This window comes from Paenarthrobacter sp. YJN-D (assembly GCF_015040335.1).
Lineage (GTDB): Bacteria > Actinomycetota > Actinomycetes > Actinomycetales > Micrococcaceae > Arthrobacter > Arthrobacter nicotinovorans.
In genome coordinates this window covers 2,040,408-2,059,691 of the sequence record NZ_CP053549.1, presented here as the reverse complement: position 1 = coordinate 2,059,691, position 19,284 = coordinate 2,040,408, and the positions used below count along the sequence as shown (strand labels likewise).

Annotated in this window: 11 protein-coding genes; 7 read left to right on the top strand and 4 right to left on the bottom strand. The window is 60.4% G+C overall.

The features are described from left to right. Positions 1-2: 2 nt before the first annotated feature. The 3 genes from HMI60_RS09705 to HMI60_RS09695 all read right to left on the bottom strand — a co-directional run bounded on the left by HMI60_RS09705 (position 3) and on the right by HMI60_RS09695 (position 2,450). Positions 3-623: a dihydrofolate reductase family protein gene (locus HMI60_RS09705; protein WP_193591064.1), complete on the bottom strand. Its 621-nt coding sequence runs from the start codon at positions 621-623 to the stop codon at positions 3-5. Between the two features lie 167 nt (positions 624-790). Next, positions 791-991: a hypothetical protein gene (locus HMI60_RS09700; RefSeq protein ID WP_193591063.1), complete on the bottom strand. Its 201-nt coding sequence runs from the start codon at positions 989-991 to the stop codon at positions 791-793. Between the two features lie 67 nt (positions 992-1,058). Continuing rightward, positions 1,059-2,450, bottom strand: coding sequence for an APC family permease (locus HMI60_RS09695; RefSeq protein ID WP_193591062.1), 1,392 nt, complete (start codon positions 2,448-2,450; stop codon positions 1,059-1,061). A gap of 203 nt (positions 2,451-2,653) precedes the next feature. On the opposite strand from HMI60_RS09695, the gene HMI60_RS09690 reads away from it, so the two are divergent. The 7 genes from HMI60_RS09690 to drmC all read left to right on the top strand — a co-directional run bounded on the left by HMI60_RS09690 (position 2,654) and on the right by drmC (position 18,122). Further along, positions 2,654-3,064 (top strand): hypothetical protein, encoded by a 411-nt coding sequence (locus tag HMI60_RS09690; RefSeq protein WP_193591061.1) that lies wholly within the window; start codon positions 2,654-2,656, stop codon positions 3,062-3,064. Between the two features lie 77 nt (positions 3,065-3,141). Continuing rightward, positions 3,142-4,302 carry a DNA cytosine methyltransferase gene (locus tag HMI60_RS09685; RefSeq protein WP_193591060.1) on the top strand — a complete coding sequence of 387 codons (1,161 nt, stop codon included), beginning with the start codon at positions 3,142-3,144 and terminating at the stop codon, positions 4,300-4,302. A 57-nt stretch (positions 4,303-4,359) separates the two neighbouring features. Next, on the top strand, positions 4,360-7,569 hold the full coding sequence (drmD, locus tag HMI60_RS09680; RefSeq protein WP_193591059.1) for a DISARM system SNF2-like helicase DrmD: 3,210 nt from the start codon (positions 4,360-4,362) through the stop codon (positions 7,567-7,569). Beyond that, positions 7,556-11,587 (top strand): DNA methyltransferase, encoded by a 4,032-nt coding sequence (locus tag HMI60_RS09675; protein ID WP_193591058.1) that lies wholly within the window; start codon positions 7,556-7,558, stop codon positions 11,585-11,587. The genes drmD and HMI60_RS09675 overlap by 14 nt, the downstream gene beginning before the upstream one ends. Next, a complete protein-coding gene (gene drmA / locus HMI60_RS09670; RefSeq protein ID WP_193591057.1) occupies positions 11,588-15,325 on the top strand; it encodes a DISARM system helicase DrmA in 3,738 nt (1,245 codons plus the stop codon). Beyond that, the gene (gene drmB / locus HMI60_RS09665) at positions 15,322-17,397 is read left to right on the top strand and encodes a DUF1998 domain-containing protein (protein ID WP_193591056.1); all 2,076 of its coding nucleotides are present in this window, start codon (positions 15,322-15,324) and stop codon (positions 17,395-17,397) included. Before drmA ends, drmB begins: the two co-directional genes overlap by 4 nt. 5 nt (positions 17,398-17,402) lie before the next feature. Next, complete coding sequence (drmC, locus tag HMI60_RS09660) at positions 17,403-18,122, top strand: DISARM system phospholipase D-like protein DrmC (protein WP_193591055.1); 720 nt, start codon at positions 17,403-17,405, stop codon at positions 18,120-18,122. A 144-nt stretch (positions 18,123-18,266) separates the two neighbouring features. Here the strand turns inward: drmC and HMI60_RS09655 are convergent, their stop codons facing one another. Then, entirely contained in the window at positions 18,267-19,118 is an 852-nt protein-coding gene (locus tag HMI60_RS09655) for a DUF3883 domain-containing protein (protein ID WP_193591054.1), read from the bottom strand. Positions 19,119-19,284 lie beyond the last annotated feature (166 nt).

Sequence of the window (19,284 nt, the reverse complement as noted above, 5' to 3'; positions counted from 1 at the left end):
CCCTACGCCTGATCAATCTCCGCCATGTTTCCCACCCCAGGAGTCCCCTCAACCAAGGCGTAGCGTTGCATCACGGCACCCTTCGGTGAAGCAACTACGGGCTCGATAAGCCTGAGGTTCGTCGGCACCACCCCATCGGCGAACACTTTCTTCCCGTGGCCCAGGAGGATCGGATAAACCCACAGATTGAGCTGATCGAACAAGCGCTCCGCGAAAAGGGTTTGAACGAAGTCGAGGCTCCCGATGACGTGGATGTTTTGATGCTTCTCGCGTAACTCCCCCAACGACGCCACCGTGTCGGGGCCGAGCAACGTGGATCCTTCCCACTCAAGCTCCGGCGACTGACGCGAGGCTACGTACTTCGGAATTCGGTTGAACAGCTCCGCGATTTTGCCATCCTGGTGCGGCCAATACGAAGCGAAGATGTCATAGGTCCGCCGGCCCAACAACAGCGCGTCCATCCCCGCCATTCCGGAATCGATCTGCTCGCCGACAACCTCGTCGATGAGCGGCGCCTGCCAGCCGCCGAACGCAAAGTCGTTGGCAGTGTCCTCTTCCGGCCCGCCCGGTGCCTGCGCGACCCCATCGAGGGTGGTGAACAGGTCAATGTGGATCAGTCCCATGTCGGGTTCCTTCCCTGCTGCCTGCCGTCACCCCGGCGGCAGGATCAAGTCGAGAGTTCCACAGGTGAGGCGACTAGGCAATGGTCACCGGACAGATACGACGACGCCGACAGCATCTTGCGCTGGCACAGGCCCACCGTCTTGGCCTTGGTAGATGAGAAGACAGGCTAAGCCGAGTCCCGCATCTTCTCGGCGCCCTGGCGCCGCTCAAGAATCACCCAAGCCACCGTCGTCGGGGCCCCGACCAGCACCAGGAGTGTCATGCTCCAGAACCCGTCGATCACTTTGGTGGACTGCAGAGTCAAAACAGCTAACAGCAGGACTGTGGCTGCAATGTTCAAAATGCGGAGCTTACGTGCCGTAGTCATTTTCAGAATCGTCCCCCTACGATGTCGTCCAAGAAGCCTAACGTCATCCGCAGAAAGCAATGACTTTCTAGGCTTCCTTCAAGTCCAGCTGAGGTGCCGGTCGGCGGAACCCGCGGGTCAAGTACGCGAGCCAGACCAAACCAACTGCAGCCCATGCCAGACCGAAGCCGATGGACAACCCGCTCAAACTCGTCCACAACCAGACCGTCAGCGCGAACCCAATAGCGGGCAGCACTAGGTTGTGAACGACTCCCCTGGCTCCGCGGGCCTTCTCATCAATGAAGTAGTGCTTGATCACGGCGAGGTTTACCACGGAGAACGCAACCAGGGCGCCGAAGCTGATGAGCGAAGAGATGGTCAGAAGGTCCAAAACGAAGGCCAGAAGTGAAACAGCCGACGTCAGAAGGATCGGCAGTACGGGAGTGCGGAATCGTTCCTGCAAGCGACCCAAAGCTGCCGGGAAGACCCCGCTACGACCCATTGAATGAATGATGCGCGACACCGAGGCCTGGGAAGTAAGAGCCGAACCAAGGCTGCCTGCGATGTAGGCGGCAGTGAAGAAGGCGACCAACAGGTTCCCACCGGCCGCGCCAATCACTTCAATCGCGGCAGCGTCGACGTCGTTAAAGGCGCTGACCGGGAGAACAAGGTGACTGATGTACGCGAGCCCAAGGAAGATCACGCCGGCCAGGACGGTGGTGATCATGATGGCACGGGGCAGGTTTCGCTTCGGGTCCTTGGTCTCTTCGGCAAATGTCGAGACGGCGTCGAACCCCAGGTAGGAGAGGCACAGAATCGCGGAGCCGGCGAAGATTGGCGAGAGTCCGTCAGCGCCGTCGACGCCGGTGAAGGGCGCCAACAGGTCGACGGTTCCCGCGCCGGTGATGGACGAGAGTCCCAGGGCGACGAACAGCACTATGAACAGCCCCTGCAGCCCCACGACAACGAAGTTGGCCTTAGCGATCGCCGTGATGCCGAGGATGTTCAGCACCGTCACTGCTGCGATGGAGGCGATCATGAACACCCAGGCGGGGATGGCTGGGAAGGCAGCTTCCATGTAGATGCCGATGAGCAGGTAGTTGATCATCGGGAGCAACAGATAATCGAGGAGGAGCGACCAGCCGGCCATGAAGCCCAGTCCGGCTCCGAAGGATCGGGTTGCGTATGTGTACGCGGATCCCCCGAACGGGAAAGCTTGCGACATCCGGCCATAGGAGCGGGCGGTGAACAGCATGACTACCAACGTGACTGCGTAGGCCGCAGAAAGGCGCCCTCCGGTCAGCTCGACGACGATGCCGTACGTGCTGAAGATCGTCAGCGGCACCATGTAAACCAAGCCCAGCAGGACCAGCGACGGAACGCCAAGGACACGGCGCCAGCCTTGGGCGGGTGGCTGGGCGGATGTCGGCCCCACAGGCTTCTCGCCTGCCGGTGTATCTGTTTCAAACGTGGGGGTCATGGGAATCCTAAGTCGTGATGCTGGTGTGAGCTTGGAAGCTGCGGCGCTGCAGAACTTCGTAGCTGCGACTGGATCTACGGGGTGGCCGAGATCCTGAAGTGCTGGGGGCGGCTGGCGAGATCTGGATGGAGGTCGCGGGCCATATGAATGGGAAATGAATAGCGTTCATTTAGTGTGACGGTGAGCCGGGTCACAGTCAATTTGTGACGGGGATTCTGTTAGCTGGGCATGGCCCGGACTACGGCACGCGCGCCCTCACACGGGCACTGCCCTCTCCTGCCGCGCGCCTCGCCCTCAATCCCTTGCTCTCCGGCACCGACGGCGGTCACAGCATCCACCTCAGCGAACTCGGCCGCCGCGACATGCACCTGGACGGTCACCTTGAAGCACTCGACGACGGCGATACCATTCTCAGCGACGACGTCCGCGAACGCACCGCAAATGTCGAGCAACGCTTCAAACAGCTGCGGCAAGTGATTGACATGTGGTTTGACGCGGAGGGCATCGTCGCCCCTGAGCGGTCACCGGCCCATTGGCCACTCCAGAACCCACTTTGCGGAATGATCTCACCAAGAGCCATTGTGGAATTCTGTGTACGGCGAGGCGATAGGTAGCCTGTAACTCTGGGACTCACCCCGCAACGCTTCTCCGTTGTGCGGACGTTCCGAAACTGGCCCAAGGATCGAATAGCATGCACCAAGACACACCAATCCTCAGCCTGTTCGCAGGTATCGGCGGCTTCGAGGAAGCCTTCCGTCGCGCCGGCTTCAGCGGCAAGGTCACGGCTTACGAAAATTGGCCCTCGGCTCAGATGGTGTTAAGCCAACGCTTCCCGTCATCTGACCAGTTCGAGGACGTAAAAGACCTTCCCTCCACTCTTCACGACGCGGATCTGGTCACCGCAGGCTTTCCGTGCACGGATCTCTCTCCCGCCGGGCTCCAGGCTGGAATCGACGGCCACGCCTCCGGCTTGATTCTTGATGTCCTCCGTGCCGTTCAGATCAACAAGCCAGAGTGGGTACTGCTTGAAAACGTACCCAACATGCTCCGTCTCAAGGGTGGCGAGGCTATGGCCATTATTGGAGAAATGCTCACCACTGCCGGATACCGTTGGTGCTACCGCACTCTGGACGCTCAGTACTTTGGAGTGGCCCAGAGGAGGAAACGGGTCTTCCTTCTGGCAAGCCGGAATCATGAGCCCGAACGAATCATGTTCAGGGACTACGCGAAGAGCAGCACTTCTGTGAGCCCACCAAAATCGGTTGTTGCGAAGGCGAACGGATTTTACTGGACTGAGGGAAATCGCGGCCTAGGTTGGGGTAGCGGCGTGGTACCTACTATCAAGGGATCAACAACGGCCGGCATACCATCGGCGCCAGCAATTTGGCTACCGGGCCAACTTACGGAATTGAAATTTCGCACTCCCTCGATTGAGGCCCTGGAGTCCCTGCAAGGATTCAGACCTGGCTGGACGCGGGCAGCACCACAGCGTGACCGCTGGAAACTCGTGGGAAACGCTGTAGCTGTTCCCGTCGTCAAATGGATAGCGCAGGGACTGAGGGAGTATGAGGATCTGGCTCCGATCACAGCTCCAGTTGGACTAGCCACGAAGCACACTTGGGGCCTAGCGGGCATATCTATTGGTGGGAACACTCAAGCCTTCTCTGCGTCGGAAGGACCCACGACAGGGCAACTGCCGAGGACGTTCAGTCTTCACAGGCTGCTTCAGGAACGCGGGTCAAATCCCCTTTCAGTCAAGGCGACCCGCGGATTTTGCTCCAGGCTGGAACGAAGCACCCTGCGATATGACCTGTCCTTTATGAGCGACCTCAAGGCATATGCTGCCCTTTAGGGTGGAGTGGTTGTGTATAACTTGTATCTAAAGGACGAATTACAACATGGGGGCTAGATGACAGACGCGGCCGCGCGGTCAATGGTTAGTGATGAGCTTCCAGAAGTTGGGCAGCTAGTAACCGTTCGAGGCTCTAAGTGGATTGTCACGGATGTTGCAAGTCAGGCACTGGAACGGTCCAGCGCAGACGACGGCAAGGCCGAGCTTCAGCACGCAGTGTCGCTCCAGTCAATCGAGGAAGAACACTACGGCCGCGAGATGACTGCCATCTGGCAGCTTGAGCCTGGACGGGGCGTCATTCTCGACCAAGGCCTCCCCACGACAGTCGACCCGGAACATTTCGACGACCCGACCACGTTCGCCGCCTACGTCGACGCCCTTCGATGGGGTGCCCTAACCTCGGCCGACGCCCGGACGCTTCAGGCCCCCTTCCGCAGCAGCGCTACCATCGAGGCCTACCAGCTTGAGCCGCTCCGACGAGCACTGGAAGCCCCTCGAGCAAACCTCCTCCTTGCCGACGACGTCGGCCTCGGCAAGACCGTCGAAGCCGGACTCGTCGTGCAAGAGCTGCTGCTCCGTCACCGCGCCCGGTCAGTCATCATCGTATGCCCGGCCGGCCTCGTCATTAAGTGGCAGGAGGAGATGCGCGACAAGTTCGGGCTCGGCTTCGAAATCGTCAACTCCAACACCATGCGCGACTTCCGGCGACGCTTCGGAGTGCACGCAAACCCATTCATCCTGTTCCCCCGGGTGATCGTCTCCATGTCCTGGCTGCCATCGCCGCGGGCCGAACGACTCGTCCGGGACGTCTACGCGCGCGCCGACGACAAGCGTGTTGCTGACCGATACGCCTTCGATGTCGTCATCGTCGATGAAGCCCACCACGTTGCCCCGTCCACACCCGCGCGCGGCGGCAATGACAAGAGCCGCTACGCCGTCGACAGCCTCCGCACGGTCTCCGTTCGCGAACTCGCGCGGCGCTGCGAACACCGGCTCTTCCTCAGCGCCACCCCACACAACGGATACACCGAATCATTTACGGCACTCATGGAGATGGTCGACCCGCAGCGCTTCGCCCGCGGCGCCGATCTCGATGCCAAGGCGCTGCGCGAAGTGGCCATTCGCCGACTCAAGAAGGATCTTCCAGATGAAGGCTTCCAGCTGCGCGAAGTGCACGCCCTGCTGTTCCAGCCGTCCGACGACGAGTCTGAGGCTTACGACCGACTGGTCGCGTTCACCAAACGGCGCAACGCAGCTGTAAAAGCCGAGAAGGGCAAACGCGCCGCCGATCTCGCAACGCTGATTCTGAAGAAGCGGTTCTTCTCCTCCCCGACAGCATTCGCCTCGACCGCCGAAACGTATCTCGCCACCCGATTGCGTGGAGACGACGACATCGACTTGCCTGACTACGACGAGGTGCTCGGCGAGGAGGCCTCCGATGAAGAAGAAGGCCGTCTGGAGCAGCCTGAGCTAGAAGCACTCCGCATGGCACAGCGCGCACACGTTCCGCTGACAGATGAAGATGTCGCAGACCTTGAGTGGCTCATCGACTGGGGACGGTGCTACTCGTCATTGCCTGACACGAAGCTCCAGTCGCTCATCAACCTGATACGGGGTCAGCTGCTTACCCCCGACGGAATGTGGTTGAACGAACGCCTCGTCGTCTTCACCGAGTACGTTTCCACACTCGACTGGATTCGCGACATTCTCAATGCGTTTGACCTCGGAGGGGACCGTCTTGCGGTGATCGAGGGCTCAACCGATGCCGAAGAGCGCGAACTGATCCGCGTGCGCTTTACCGAGAACCCCTCCAAGGACCCCGTGCGGATCCTGATCGCGACTGACGCCGCGGGTGAGGGCATCGACCTGCAAACACACTGCCACCGCCTAGTCAGCTTCGACATCCCCTTCAACCCCAACCGCCTGGAGCAGCGAATCGGCCGCATCGATCGATATGGGCAGACCGAACGCCCACAGATTTACCACCCGGATCCGGAGGACAAGTCGGCTACCTCCTCGAACTACGCCAGGGACACCGACTATCTTGCCCGTGTCGCCCGCAAAATCTCCCGTGTGCAGGAAGACCTCGGGTCCGCGGGCGATATCATCGATCCGGATATACAGCGCACGCTTGGCTACGGAAACCTACCCGCCCGGCCCAAACCAGTCAAAGGCTCTGGCGAGCAGATCATTCAGACTGCCATGCAGGGCGAACACAATCTCCGCCGTGAACTAACTTCCCTTGCCAACAGGCTTGAGAGTTCCCGTGACCACCTTCACCTGCATGACCGCAATCTGCGCCGCGTTCTGGAGACCGGACTGCGCGTCTCCGGTCAGCCTGGCCTCACTGGTGTAGTGGACGACGATGAACAGGCAGACCTCTACGCCCTGCCGCCCGGACTCGACCGGACCTGGACGCCCGGGCTGGAGGGGCTGCGCACGCGTCTTCGCCCAGATAGGCTGCGCCCCATCACCTTCGACGGTGAAGAGGCGAGGGGTCGCACCGACATCGTCTACGCGCACTTGGGACACCCGCTCATCCAGCGCGCTGCCCGGGAACTCCGCGGTCAGATCTGGACCCGCTCAAGTCACATTCATGGCGTGAGCGCCGTGGTAGTCGACGGACTGGAGCAGTCGTTCGTGGCCGGCGTCGCACGCTTGGTCATTGTCGGCGACGGCGGCACTCGCCTCCACGAGGAGGTGTTCCTTGCCGGCACTCGCCTAACCCGACGTCAGGAACTCGGCGTGGAACGGTCGGAGGACCTTCTGGTTACAGCTCTGGACGCCGAGAAGCTGACTTCACCCGCCCCTGGCGTGCTCGCCGGACTGGCCGATCTTTGGAACGTAGATGGCCTCGACGACGGCGGCATTCGCCAGCGCGTCGCGGACGCGGTCGCGTCCCGCGCCCAGAGGCTTCGCAGCGGAATCGAGCAGGATCTGATCAAGCGCAAGACAGCCGATCTCGAACGAGTAAACGAGGTTTTCGCCCGGTTCCGCCAGACACTGGCTGGCACGCTCGACAACGCCGAAGAGCGCAATCGCGAGCTTGAGGACATGCTGTTCCACGAGGAGCAGCGCCAGCGCGAGAAGGACCTAACAAACATCCGGCGGCGCCTCGACGCCCTCGCCGAGGAGCAGCGCGATGAGCTGCAAGCGGTGTCTAGGCGCTACGCCAATCTGCGACCGCACACATTCGTCGCCGCGGTCGTGTTCGCACTGAGTCCGGCCGATGCAGAGAGATTGGGGAAGAACGATGGCAATTGGTGATCCTTGGGAGTGGCTCTCCCTTGTGGATGTTGACGGTCCGTTCCTTTCTCGCGCCGCCCTCAAATCGGTGTTCCCCAACGGACTTGACCGGCCTTACAACGCCATCGACGATGTCAACAGCACCTTCGTGTACGAGCACAGGGTTTGGTCAAAGGCGTGGACCGCCCGTCAGAATCGGCCAGATGGCGTTCAGGACCTCGCCTGGCGGGACCGCTGGGTCACGTCAGTCCTCCGCGATCTGCTGCAGTGGGGCGACTTCCTAGACGAGCATCCCGACTCCTCGATCGCCGCCAGTTCGCCTGATGGAGACGTGACCGTACGTCCGTGGGCCGTGCTGGACGCAGGTGGCGGCCCGGCCGCGCTGGTCCTAGTTGTCGACCCTACGGACGATCTCCGACGAACTGGCTCCGACGGGTGGGCCGCCAACGCCGTCGACCGAACCGCTGCCCTCCTGCGCGAAGGGAAAGTCAGTGTCGGGCTCGTCACCGACGGCCGCTGGTGGGGCATCGTCTCGGCCGTTCGAAACGTCACTACAGCGAGCGGCATCTTCGATTCGCTGATTTGGAGTGAGGAAAGGGACAGCCGGGACGCGTTTCTCGCTCTCGCTGCGCTGGTCTCGCTCGCTGGGGGCGCCACCGAAAAGCGTCTACCGAAGTTGTTCGAGCTCAGCGTCGCTAGCGCCGAGGCAATCACAGAGGCCCTGGGCGACCAAGTTCGTCGAGCTGTGGAGCTCGTCCTCCAGGCCATGTCGGAGTCGCATCTGCGAGCGATCGCGAACGGAGAAGAATCCCCTCTGCCGGACGACAGCAAACAGGTGTACGAAGCCGCAGTATCCGTGCTGATGCGCGTCGTTTTTCTCCTCTTCGCCGAGGAACGCGCCCTCCTGCCGCAGCACGAAATGTACCGGAGCGCCTACGCCATTTCCGGAGTGCGCAGCGCTTTGGAGCGTCAGGCCCAGAACGCCACCGAAGAAGCCCTCGACCACACTTGGGAGACCTGGCACCGCCTACTCGCCGCCAGCACCGCAATTTTTTCCGGTGCCACCTTCGAAGATACGCGCATGCCGGCGTACGGCGGGTCCTTGTTCGCCCCGACCCGTTTCCAATGGCTGCGGAAGACCAATGCGCAGGGACAACTTTCCGTACGCGTCTCTGACCGGGTCATGCTGCATGTACTCAAGGCCGTTCAGATCGCCCAGGTAGGCGGTGAGGCCCGCCAGCTCTCTTTCCGCGACCTCGACGTCGAACAAATCGGCTACGTCTACGAGGGACTACTCGGGTATTCCGCCGAATACACCCAGGACGTGGTCGTCGGGCTCCACGGCAAGAGTGGATACGAGCCTGAAATCGCGTTGTCCGAGCTACGCGAGCTCTCCGGTGCCGCGACAAACGGTGCAGACTTTGCCAAGAAGCTCCTAGCCCGGCTGAGACAGACCCAACCCAATGCGAAACCCGCGACAGCACGGCAGATTGCGAAAGCTTTCGAAGAGGACGACGAAACGAATGCCGCAGACGCCCGCACCCGCCTCGGTTTCGTGCTGCTCGGCCATGCCGAATTGGTGGACCAGCTCGCACCGCTGCACGCTCTAATCCGAAACGACCTTCGTGACTTCCCATATGTGGTCCCCGAGGGCGGAGTTGTAATGACCGAGTCCCCGCAACGTGCCAACACAGGAACCCATTACACACCACGATCACTCGCTGAAGAAGTGGTGCTTCATGCGCTGGAACCGCTCGTCTTCTCGCCGGGCCCCCTCGACACAGAAAACCGGGACGACTGGGTCCCGAGGAGTTCCACTGAAATCCTCAACCTCAAAGTTGCGGACATCGCCGTCGGTTCCGGTGCTTTTCTCGTTGCCGCCGCCCGATACCTGGCGGAACGCCTGATAGAGGCCCGCTCAAGGGAGGGGTTGAGCGCCGCTGCGAACGAGGACGCCAAACGGTGGGCCATACGAGAAGTCGTTGCCCGTTGCCTATACGGTGCCGACATCAATGGCATGGCCGTAGAGATGTGCAAGCTCTCGTTGTGGCTCATCTCGATGGACCCCGGTAAGCCGTTTTCATTCGTGGACGATCGAGTCTTTCATGGCAACTCGTTACTGGGTGTCACCACTGAGCGGCAACTCCGCGCGCAGCACATCGACCCTAGCCGGAGCCGAGTCGTTCAGAGCAAACTGCTGCAGCTAGACGTCGAGAGCGATCTCACCCGGGCTGCGCAGCTCCGCTGCGAGCTCTCCAGCGGCCAAGTCGACGACACTGACCGGATGCGCTCTACTCGTGCCAAACGTAAGCTCCTGGAAGAGTCGCGCGATATAACTGCACGCCTGCGCGACGTAGCTGACGGCATAATCGCCGCGGGGCTCCGCGAAGGCGGGAAGCCCGGCAAGGCCCTCGAAAGTCGATATGACGAGCTGGCCGATGCGCTTTACACTGCATATCCAAGGAATGGCGCCGTCGGTGACCGGAGTCAGCTTGACGCGATACTCACCGCCGGACTGACTTCCGAAGTGGACACGGGCGGCGCTCATCTAAGACCCCTGCACTGGGTGATCGAGGCGCCAGACGTGATCGTGAACCATGGTGGATTCGACGCCATCGTCGGAAATCCACCGTTCTTCGGCGGTTCCAAGATAAGTGGATCAATGGGCACTAATGTGCGTGAGTGGTTCAAGCATCGCGTTGCGAATGGTAAGCCCGGCAATGCAGATCTGGTCGCGTACTTCTTGCTTCGGGCTTCTGGCTTACTAAATGCGACAAATGGCTATTTGGGACTCATCACGACAAATTCCATCAGTGAGGGAGACACGCGCGAGGTCGGACTTGATCAGGTGACTAGCGGAGAACTCTACGTGTACCGATCAGTCAAAAGTATCCCTTGGCCCGCCACTACCGCAAAGTTGGCTTGCTCTTATGTTTGGGCTTCCCGTCAGAACTTACCGGTGAAGATATGCGATGGTCGTCGGGTCAGTTCAATCAATTCGCTCCTGGAAGAAGCCACACGGGTCCTAGGACACCCGATACCGTTGAGCTCAAATCGAGCGGGAGCTTTCAACGGATCGAAAGTGTACGGCGATGGCTTCTTCCTCACTCAAGAAGAAGCTTCCGAGATGATCCGCTCCAACGCACGCAACAAGGAAGTCATACTTCCATTCCCGGAGGCGAAGGGCGACATCCTGAAACGCCCCAGCCAGGCGGCAGGCTTGTATGTAATCCATTTTAAGCGAATGAGCATAGACGAGGCGTCGTTGTTCGTCGAACCTTTCGAACGGGTAAAGCGGCTCGTTCAACCAGTGCGCGCGACCAACAATCGAAAGGTACGTCGTGAGCGATGGTGGCAGTTCGGGGAATATGCGCAGGGCTTGGAACGTGCTGCACACGGCCTTGACCACGTCATGGTGCAAGTCATCACCAGCAAAATGGTGATGCCGACCCGTGTACCGGCTAGGCAGGTGTTCGGGCACAATTTTGCCGTTTTCGTTTCCGACGATTTCGCTCTTCTCGCCTTGCTAGACTCCTCAATTCACCAACTTTGGGCCGTGGCTCGCGGCACAACTTTGGAAACTCGCATACGTTACACGCCGTCTGACGTGTACGAGACTCTTCCCCAGCCCACTTTGACTAAGCAATTGCGTGAGCTGGGCGAAAACCTGGATCGCGAACGCCGCGAGAACATGCTTCGCCGAGGGCTCGGGCTTACTGCGCTCTATAACTTGGTCAACGACCCAAAAGTGGTGAATGACCAAGACGTCACCCAGCTCCGTGAAATGCACGTCGAGATCGACAATGCTGTGATGGATGCATACGGCTGGACAGATATTCGGCTCGAACATGGCTTCCATACCTACCGACAGATGGAGCGCTTCACAGTGAGTCCGGCGGCGCGAGTCGAAATTCTCGACCGGTTGCTGGAAGAGAACCACCGCCGGGCGGCGCTTGAGGCGCAGAACGGCGGAAAGGCGCCTACCCCGATGGAGCTCGACCTTGATCCGGAGACCGCCCCGGAAGGAGCGATGTTCTAAATGACCACACAGTCAGCGACCTCCCAACCGGCGACTTCCGCCGAGGTTCGAGACGAGCTCGTAGACCTATTGCATCGGGATCTGATCGGGCCGTGGGGCGGGCCGGACGAGACCGTCAAGGGCACGCCGCGTGCTCGCTACCTTGTCGGAGCGCTGGCGCCCATCGCAATCGGCGACGACGACCCGCTGCTTCAGGCAAAAGCTCAACCGGACGTAGGCGGTCCTGATGACTTCCGTGACTCGGACTTCCCAGCCGTGCAGGACGCCGATGCGAGGCGCGAGGTCAAGGGCGTGTTGGACGAACCTGACGAGTCCATCGCTGATTCGGGTGGGGTTGAAGCTGACGAAGACCGCGGCCCGGAGTCCAAGCTCATCGCGCCGTCGTCGATGGGCCTCCGATTCCAGGTCGGCCCCGACGTTGGCAACCTCATTTTCACGGCGCGATGGGGACAATACAAGTCTCGCCGGGAGACCGACGAGGACGGGCGCACGCAGACGTTCTACGAGCGGACAGACCACGTTGAGCGGCGGCCGATCGACATCGCGGCAATCGGCGCCGGTCAGACGCACACCGAAGTGATCGTCGAGGGCCATGTAGCGATCTCAGTCGAAGTTTTCGACCACGACGGGCTCCGAGTAGTTGAAGCCGCACTCCAAAATACCAAGGTCACCGGTAAAGAGCTGCCGCCCAAGGTGTGGCTATTCCAGACCCAACTCGAAGTCAGCGCCGAAGATGGGAGTGCCGTCTTCCGACCCACCCGGGACGCACTCGAACAGGCGCGTGACTTCGGCGACCCCGAAGTGCTGCAGCTCGATCTGTTGTACCGCGATCGCCTTGAATTCGCCGTCGGCCGCACGACCTCAGCTACGTGGACTCTGCCGGATGCACAGTCCCGCACGGCCACTGCGGTGGGTACCACCTGGCTCCCCACCGCTGAGGTCCCGCAGACCCTTGCGCCCACAATCGAGCGCGCCGAAATGAGCATGCGGCTTCTGATGGAGGCGTCTCCTGACCAGCTTGGGCAATACCTGACACCTTTGCTTGACGGCTATGAGCACTGGATCAATGACCGACGCCTCGACGCCGCGGCTCTGCCTGAGCGCCTCCAGAACGTGGCCGAAAGCGGAATTCAAGACGGCGAGGACGCGCTGAAGCGCCTGCGCGCTGGCCTCGGCCTGCTGACGAATACTGATTCGAATGCCCACGCAAGCGAACAGGCTCGAAAAGCCTTCGCCTTCATGAACCGAACGATGCGCGACCAGCGCATCCGGTCCCAGATTGCCGCACTCAGGAATGCAGACCGCACACTGACTGTCAAGGATGCGACCGCAGCGATCGAGGCGAAAGGTGATGGCGCTGCTTCATGGCGCGCCTTCCAGCTCGCATTTATCCTGATGCAACTGCCGTCTATCGTTGATCCGACGTTGCCTCGGCGGTCCGGTGATTTGCCCAGAGCAGAGCTCCTATTTTTCCCCACCGGTGGTGGCAAGACTGAGGCGTATCTAGGTCTCGCGGCATTCACATTCGGCATCCGTCGCCTCCAAGGCGTTATCGAGACGCCAGGCGGCCTGATTGATGGCCACGATGGTGTCGCAGTGCTGATGCGGTACACGCTCCGCCTGCTCACCTCTCAGCAGTTCCTGCGTGCCACCACGCTCATGTGCGCCGCCGAAGTAGTGCGGCGTGAGAACCCTGCAACGTGGGGGCAGGAACCGTTCCGCATCGGACTTTGGGTGGGCTCCAGCGTCAGCCCGAAACGTTTTGCCGAAGCCGAGAAACAGGTCAGCGACGTACGGGACGACGACGGCAACTCCGCCTACGGACTCACCGTGCTCCAGTTCAGCAGCTGCCCCTGGTGCGGAACGCCAATCAATCCCAAGGCGGATGTCGTTGCCGTGAAAGCGACCCAGCGCATCCATGTGTACTGCGGCGACAAGCTCCAACGGTGCCCGTTCTCCGCGGGGGGCAGCGCAATGGACGGCCTTCCCGTGCTGACCGTCGACGACGAGATCTACCGGAATCCCCCGACCTTCCTACTCGCAACCGTCGATAAGTTCGCCCGACTCGCCCGCGAAGGTGAGGCGGCGAGCCTGTTTGGCTATGTGTCTCAGCGCTGCGAACGGCACGGCTACAAGCACCCGGACACCGTGGCTTCTGTGTGCGGAGCGAGCGGACACACCGCAAAATCGGAGGGCGGGAGAACCTATCCGAAGGCTATCGTGAAGAGTGTAGACCGGCTGCGTCCGCCGGACCTCATCATCCAGGACGAACTCCACCTCATCACCGGCGCGCTCGGCACCGCCGTGGGATTATTCGAAGGAGCAATCGACACGCTTTCAACCTGGGAATACGGTTCTGCCGACCGCCCCGCGCTAGTGAAGCCGCTGGTTATCGCCTCCACCGCGACCGTGAGGAATGCGCGCGACCAGGTGATGAAGCTCTATGCACGCCAGGTGCAGATCTTCCCGCCCCAGGTCCTATCAGTGACAGACACCTTCTTCTCGAAGGAAGTCCCTATCAGTGAGAAGGACCCCGGCCGTCGTTACGTCGGGGTTTGCGCCCACGGGGCACGCCTGACGCTGGCGGAGATCCGGGTCAGCGAAATTCTGCTCCTCGCCGGACAGAAGCTATTCGATGCGCACGGCGGGGCGGCCGAGCCGTACGCGACGCTGGTTGATTACTTCTCCGCCACCCGGGAGCTGGCCGGCATGCGCCGCTATCTCGAAGACGACATCGTCACCCGAACCAGCAACCCCGACAAAGACTCTGGTTACCCCCGTCGGGGGTCCACGGGGCTGCGGATCGGCGAATTGACGTCCCGCATCTCGTCAGCGGATATCTCGAAAACCCTCACTACCCTGGGTGTTCCGTTTGACCCTCAGAAGGACACAACCGCAGCAAAAAGGCAGTACGCTCAACTGGCCGCAGCCGCCAAGAAGGCCCGCAAGAAGCTCCCTCCCCGGGACATGCCGTATGACGTGGTACTCGCTACCTCCATGCTCCAGGTTGGTGTGGATGTGCCGCGGCTTGGCTTGATGCTGGTGGTTGGCCAACCGAAGAATACTGCGGAGTACATTCAGGCGACTTCACGTGTTGGTCGTGAAGCCTCCAAACCCGGACTTGTAGTGACGCTCGCCAACCGGTCTCGGCCGCGGGACATGGCGCACTATGAACAATTCGAGCACTACCACGACACGTTTTATGCACACGTCGAAGCACTGTCGGTTACACCGTTCTCCGACTCCGCGTTGGAGCGGGGCCTGACTGGCGTACTGGTGTCGGCAGCCCGCGTCGCCGACCAAAGGAACGAGCCCTCACTCTCGCCCGAAACTGGGGCTGGGGCAATCGCACAGCGTCGAACGTTTGTCGACACCCTTGTCGACCGGCTCGTCACAAGGATCAGAATTGCCAGCGGTGGGGACGACGCTGTAGCGGACGCCGCCAAGAGCAAGCTCATCCTGCGCCTCGACAAGTGGACGGACGAGTCGGACAAGTGGTCAGGCGCATTGACTTATCAAAAGGACGCCTTGGGCGGTGGGCAGATCGTTTCGCCGCTGCTGGTGAGCCCTGAGACTGTGGTTCCCGACGAAGACAGCCGTCTGTTCCAAGTCGCCAACTCTATGCGCGAAGTTCAGCCCGAGATCAATCTCCTTGTAACACCGATCGTTGGCAGACTAGCGGAGCCACTAAGTGCTGCTGCGCCGAAATGGGTCTTCTCGAAGAAGGATGCAAAATGAGTCAAGTCCCAGAGGAAGAGGTTACGACCGTCGCAGGGGTGGTAGCAAACCCGTTTGGTGAGCTGGAAAAAGTCGGCGCGAAAAACCACAGCCGCGTGGGCTCGGTGAGACCTAGCGCCCTGCTATACACTTCGGGCATTGGCGCCACGGTGGATATGCCTCACATAGCAGTGATGCCCCAGGGGCTGGACGCCTGGGAGATCGCTTATTCAAAACAGGGCGGCCCGCAGCTGGTCTTGGTGCCGCGGCTCCTGGCGGCGGTACGCAAGATGCTGCCTCGTGTTGAAGAGCTGCGGCAACCCCCCTGGGTGCCTGAGAAGGCCCATGAAAGCGGCACTCCGATCGGAATTCCCACCCGTGTGTTCCCTCAGTGGCTGCGCTGCACCGGCTGTGACCTATTGGCGCCAATCTCGGAATCGACCAAGTTCGAGTTTGTGAACACCAGCAAGCACCGGCCTGACAAGGCGCAGTTCGTCCACAAGTCGTGTAAGGGTCGTGCGAAGAAAGGCCAAAAGCAGGGTGCCTTGGAAGGGCGGCCGCGGCTAGCCGTGCCTGCCCGTTACCTGATCGCCTGTACCGACGGCCACCTCGACGAGTTCCCGTACGTCGAGTGGGTGCACGGCGCCGACGGAGACCCCGTAAAGTGCAAGGTCGCCAAGCCCGAGATGCGAATGTTGGAATGGCGCTCGAACCTCGGACCGCAAGTGAAGATCTCTTGCATGGCTTGCGAGGCCTCTCGAAATATCGCTGAGCTCACGCGGGCCGGCGGAGAAGAGATGCTTCCCGACTGCCGCGGACGACACCCACACCTTCCCACTTATGCACCCGCCGAGCATCCGTGTCAGGCGGACGTTAGGCTCATGCTGTTGGGCGCCGCGAACCAATGGTTTCCAGCATCGGTGAGCGTGCTCGTGCTGCCTGCTCGCAGGCACATCACGGCCGCAGACGTAGCTGAGACAGTGAAGGGTTTGCCAGCAGTCACGTTCGCAGACGTGCAGACGCTCGATGACTTACTCGGGTGGCGGAAGTACGGGCCGAAGGATGTACGCTCGATCTTCGACGGAATTGCAGATGAGGCCCTATGGAACGGAATTCAGGTCGCCCGGGGCCAGGCTGTCCCTGAACCCGAGTCCTCGCCCTCGGGCTTCGATCCGATCAGTCTTTTGGAACCAGAGTGGGACACCCTCGTTCACCCAGAGGATTTCGAACGCGAAGACCGAAGAGCTGGCTTCCGTGTTCGACCAGTGGAGGTGGCGCAGGCCCTGCGGCCGGTTCTATCCCATGTCGTGGCGGTGGAGCGAGTCAAGAAGGCCAACGCGTTCGTCGGCTTCACACGCATCGATGCTTTGGATCGGGTAGGCGACGCTCCCAGCCGGATCGCGCCGCTCGTCCAGTCAGGAAAGCCGAAGTGGGTTCCGGCAACGGAGGACCGTGGCGAAGGAGTTTTTCTCCGCTTTGATGAGGATGTGATTCGGGCTTGGGAGGACGGTGTACTCGGATCCAAGGTGTGGCAATCCCATGTTGCCGCTCACGAACGCAACCTTAAAAGGCGCCAGAGTCGCACCGCTGAGGCGATTGATCCGGCGGACCGGATGCCCCCGCCGCGCTACTGGGCGTTGCACACTATGTCCCACCTGCTCATTCGTGAAATGGCCATGTCCAGTGGCTACGGCTCCGCTTCGCTGTCCGAACGTCTTTACGCATGGCGTGAGACGGACGCACGGGAGGCTGCGGCAGGCATCCTGATAGCCACGACATCGCCGGACAGCGAGGGAACTCTCGGCGGGTTGGTTGATCTGGCCAGAACGGAACGCCTGGAGGAAGTAGTCCTGGACGCACTCCACAGGGCGGAGCGGTGTTCATCAGACCCGATCTGTGCTCATCGGGTGCCCGCCGGACAAGAAGACTTTCTCCACGGTGCCGCCTGCCATTTCTGTCTATTCGTGTCGGAGACGTCCTGCGAGAAAGCCAACCGCTTCTTGGACCGTCGCTTTGTACTCACCCTGAATGCAGGGGCTGAGCACGCGGTTGATGGCCTGCTACAGCCCTTATTGCCACCGTTTGGAGCTTGAGAGTCATGGGAGATGTTCTCCTCCAGGTAGCACAAACTTTGACTGCCTCACAGGCAATTAGCATTGCCGCATCGCTGGAAATCGACGGACGGCTGGACCGAGCAGTATCGTTCCTGCCAAAGTCATCCCAAGCCACCACCGCCCTACTTGGAAAAGCTCTCTCCTTGCTCGGGGATCCACTGCTCCTGGCATCGGTCTTGCGGGGCTACGCGGCCGCTGCGGATCGGGGACTCGCCCCGCCGCGGGCAGTCTGGAGCGGCCCTAGCTTTGACGGTGACGGCGACCACACGACCGCCGCTGTCGCGCATCTGGTCGACGAAGCGAAGGAAGATGTGCTCGCTTCCACTTATTCCGCATCAGTCGACTCCCCATTCGTCGAGGCCCTTTGGCGCGCAATCGCGAGGGGCGTCTCGGTAACCCTCGTGCTGGAGGGTGCCAAGATGGAAGCAACGGTTGCCAAGCTTATGGCCAAGCTTGGTGGCGCCGAATTCCTGAGGTATATCCCGCCGGCAGGACAATACGGGGTCCAACATTCAAAGGTTGTCATAGTGGATTCCACTGTGGCATTCGTCACGAGTGCTAATTTCAGCGATGCCGGTGCCCACAGAAACCTAGAAACTGGCGTTCTAATCCGCGATCCAATTTTTGCCTCAAAACTCCGACAACGCTTTTCCTCTTTGCGCAAATCGGGGTGGCTTGACCTCGAGTCTCCGAGGTCCGCTTAGAGGCATTCCAGTGGTTGGAGCAGTCTGGTCCTAGTTGGATGGAAATGTAGTGTTTCGCGGCCTCAAGAGTCGCTTGAGGCTCAGTACGTCGGCAACATCTGTTCGCCAGGGGCAACACAATTCAGCCGCGATTAGTGGACGATATTACGCGGGCGTCGCTCTGAAGGAAATGGCGTCCAACCTGCAGGTCTTGTTCAAGTCCCCGGCTAATTGGTAGAGCCCAGTGCCTTTAGAAGATCCAAACCCATAAAGTCGATACAAATGGTACGAATCTGAAGCTGATTCGGAGGCTAGGATCTCTCCGCGAGTGACGAAAAAGGGTACATCTATGGCATAGGTCGTGGTTTTGACCTCTATCATCTTTTCTCGACCGTTGATGTCAAACGATAGGACGTCGTAGCCCAGGCCATCACCTTGCGTCACCGCAACATGCTCAACTCGATCCGCCAACTTCTTGCGACCAAGACCGTGCAGCAGCCGTTGCTCTCGCCGCACAACGGCCAGCTCCCCCTCAAGACCTAACTTTCTATTCGCAGCCTCAAGCTCAAGATAGTTCCGTTTAAAGGGACGGGCAGCCTTCCTACCGTGCAAAAGATCCGTAATAACCACCGCCGGGGCGGGTGATTCTCGGACTATGTCGACGGGGCCAATCGGGGCAATCTTTGATAGTTCGACCTCAATAACGGAATCCAGTGACTCGCGCATTCCTAATTGTCCAAGGACCGATTCCACGAGACTTCGTTGGTAGTTCGCTAGCGGAGACAGACCTCGAAGATGAGGGTATCCCAAACCGACAAGAACTGCACTGATGTTACTCATCTTGCGCTCTATTGAATTCACATTTCGTGCGGGGAAGCGCCGTGAAAGTTCCCTGTACACTCTGGCTTTCACAAACTGCTGCCCCTGAATGTCAAGCACCATCATGTCGAAGTAAGCCTCGACGGCGGCGTCGATCTCAGGGCTTGTCCATGGCATTCCCGTTTGTCCGGCGGTCATCGGTCCAGGATAGCGTGTCGCCCTAGGTGTTGCATTTGTTGTACTGGACCGAAGATTCGCAAGCTCTGCCAGGCCCAGTACCTGACAAGTTCGAACGCTTCATACCCAGAAAGCCTCATAAGCCTCATAAGCCTCGAAACGCCATACGGCTGGCACAATGAGCATT

Coding starts and splice junctions, on each gene's coding strand:
- HMI60_RS09705 (WP_193591064.1), bottom strand. CDS start 623: ATGGGACTGATCCACATTGACCTGTTCACCACCCTCGATGGGGTCGCG.
- HMI60_RS09700 (WP_193591063.1), bottom strand. CDS start 991: ATGACTACGGCACGTAAGCTCCGCATTTTGAACATTGCAGCCACAGTC.
- HMI60_RS09695 (WP_193591062.1), bottom strand. CDS start 2,450: ATGACCCCCACGTTTGAAACAGATACACCGGCAGGCGAGAAGCCTGTG.
- HMI60_RS09685 (WP_193591060.1), top strand. CDS start 3,142: ATGCACCAAGACACACCAATCCTCAGCCTGTTCGCAGGTATCGGCGGC.
- drmD (WP_193591059.1), top strand. CDS start 4,360: ATGACAGACGCGGCCGCGCGGTCAATGGTTAGTGATGAGCTTCCAGAA.
- HMI60_RS09675 (WP_193591058.1), top strand. CDS start 7,556: ATGGCAATTGGTGATCCTTGGGAGTGGCTCTCCCTTGTGGATGTTGAC.
- drmA (WP_193591057.1), top strand. CDS start 11,588: ATGACCACACAGTCAGCGACCTCCCAACCGGCGACTTCCGCCGAGGTT.
- drmB (WP_193591056.1), top strand. CDS start 15,322: ATGAGTCAAGTCCCAGAGGAAGAGGTTACGACCGTCGCAGGGGTGGTA.
- drmC (WP_193591055.1), top strand. CDS start 17,403: ATGGGAGATGTTCTCCTCCAGGTAGCACAAACTTTGACTGCCTCACAG.
- HMI60_RS09655 (WP_193591054.1), bottom strand. CDS start 19,118: ATGACCGCCGGACAAACGGGAATGCCATGGACAAGCCCTGAGATCGAC.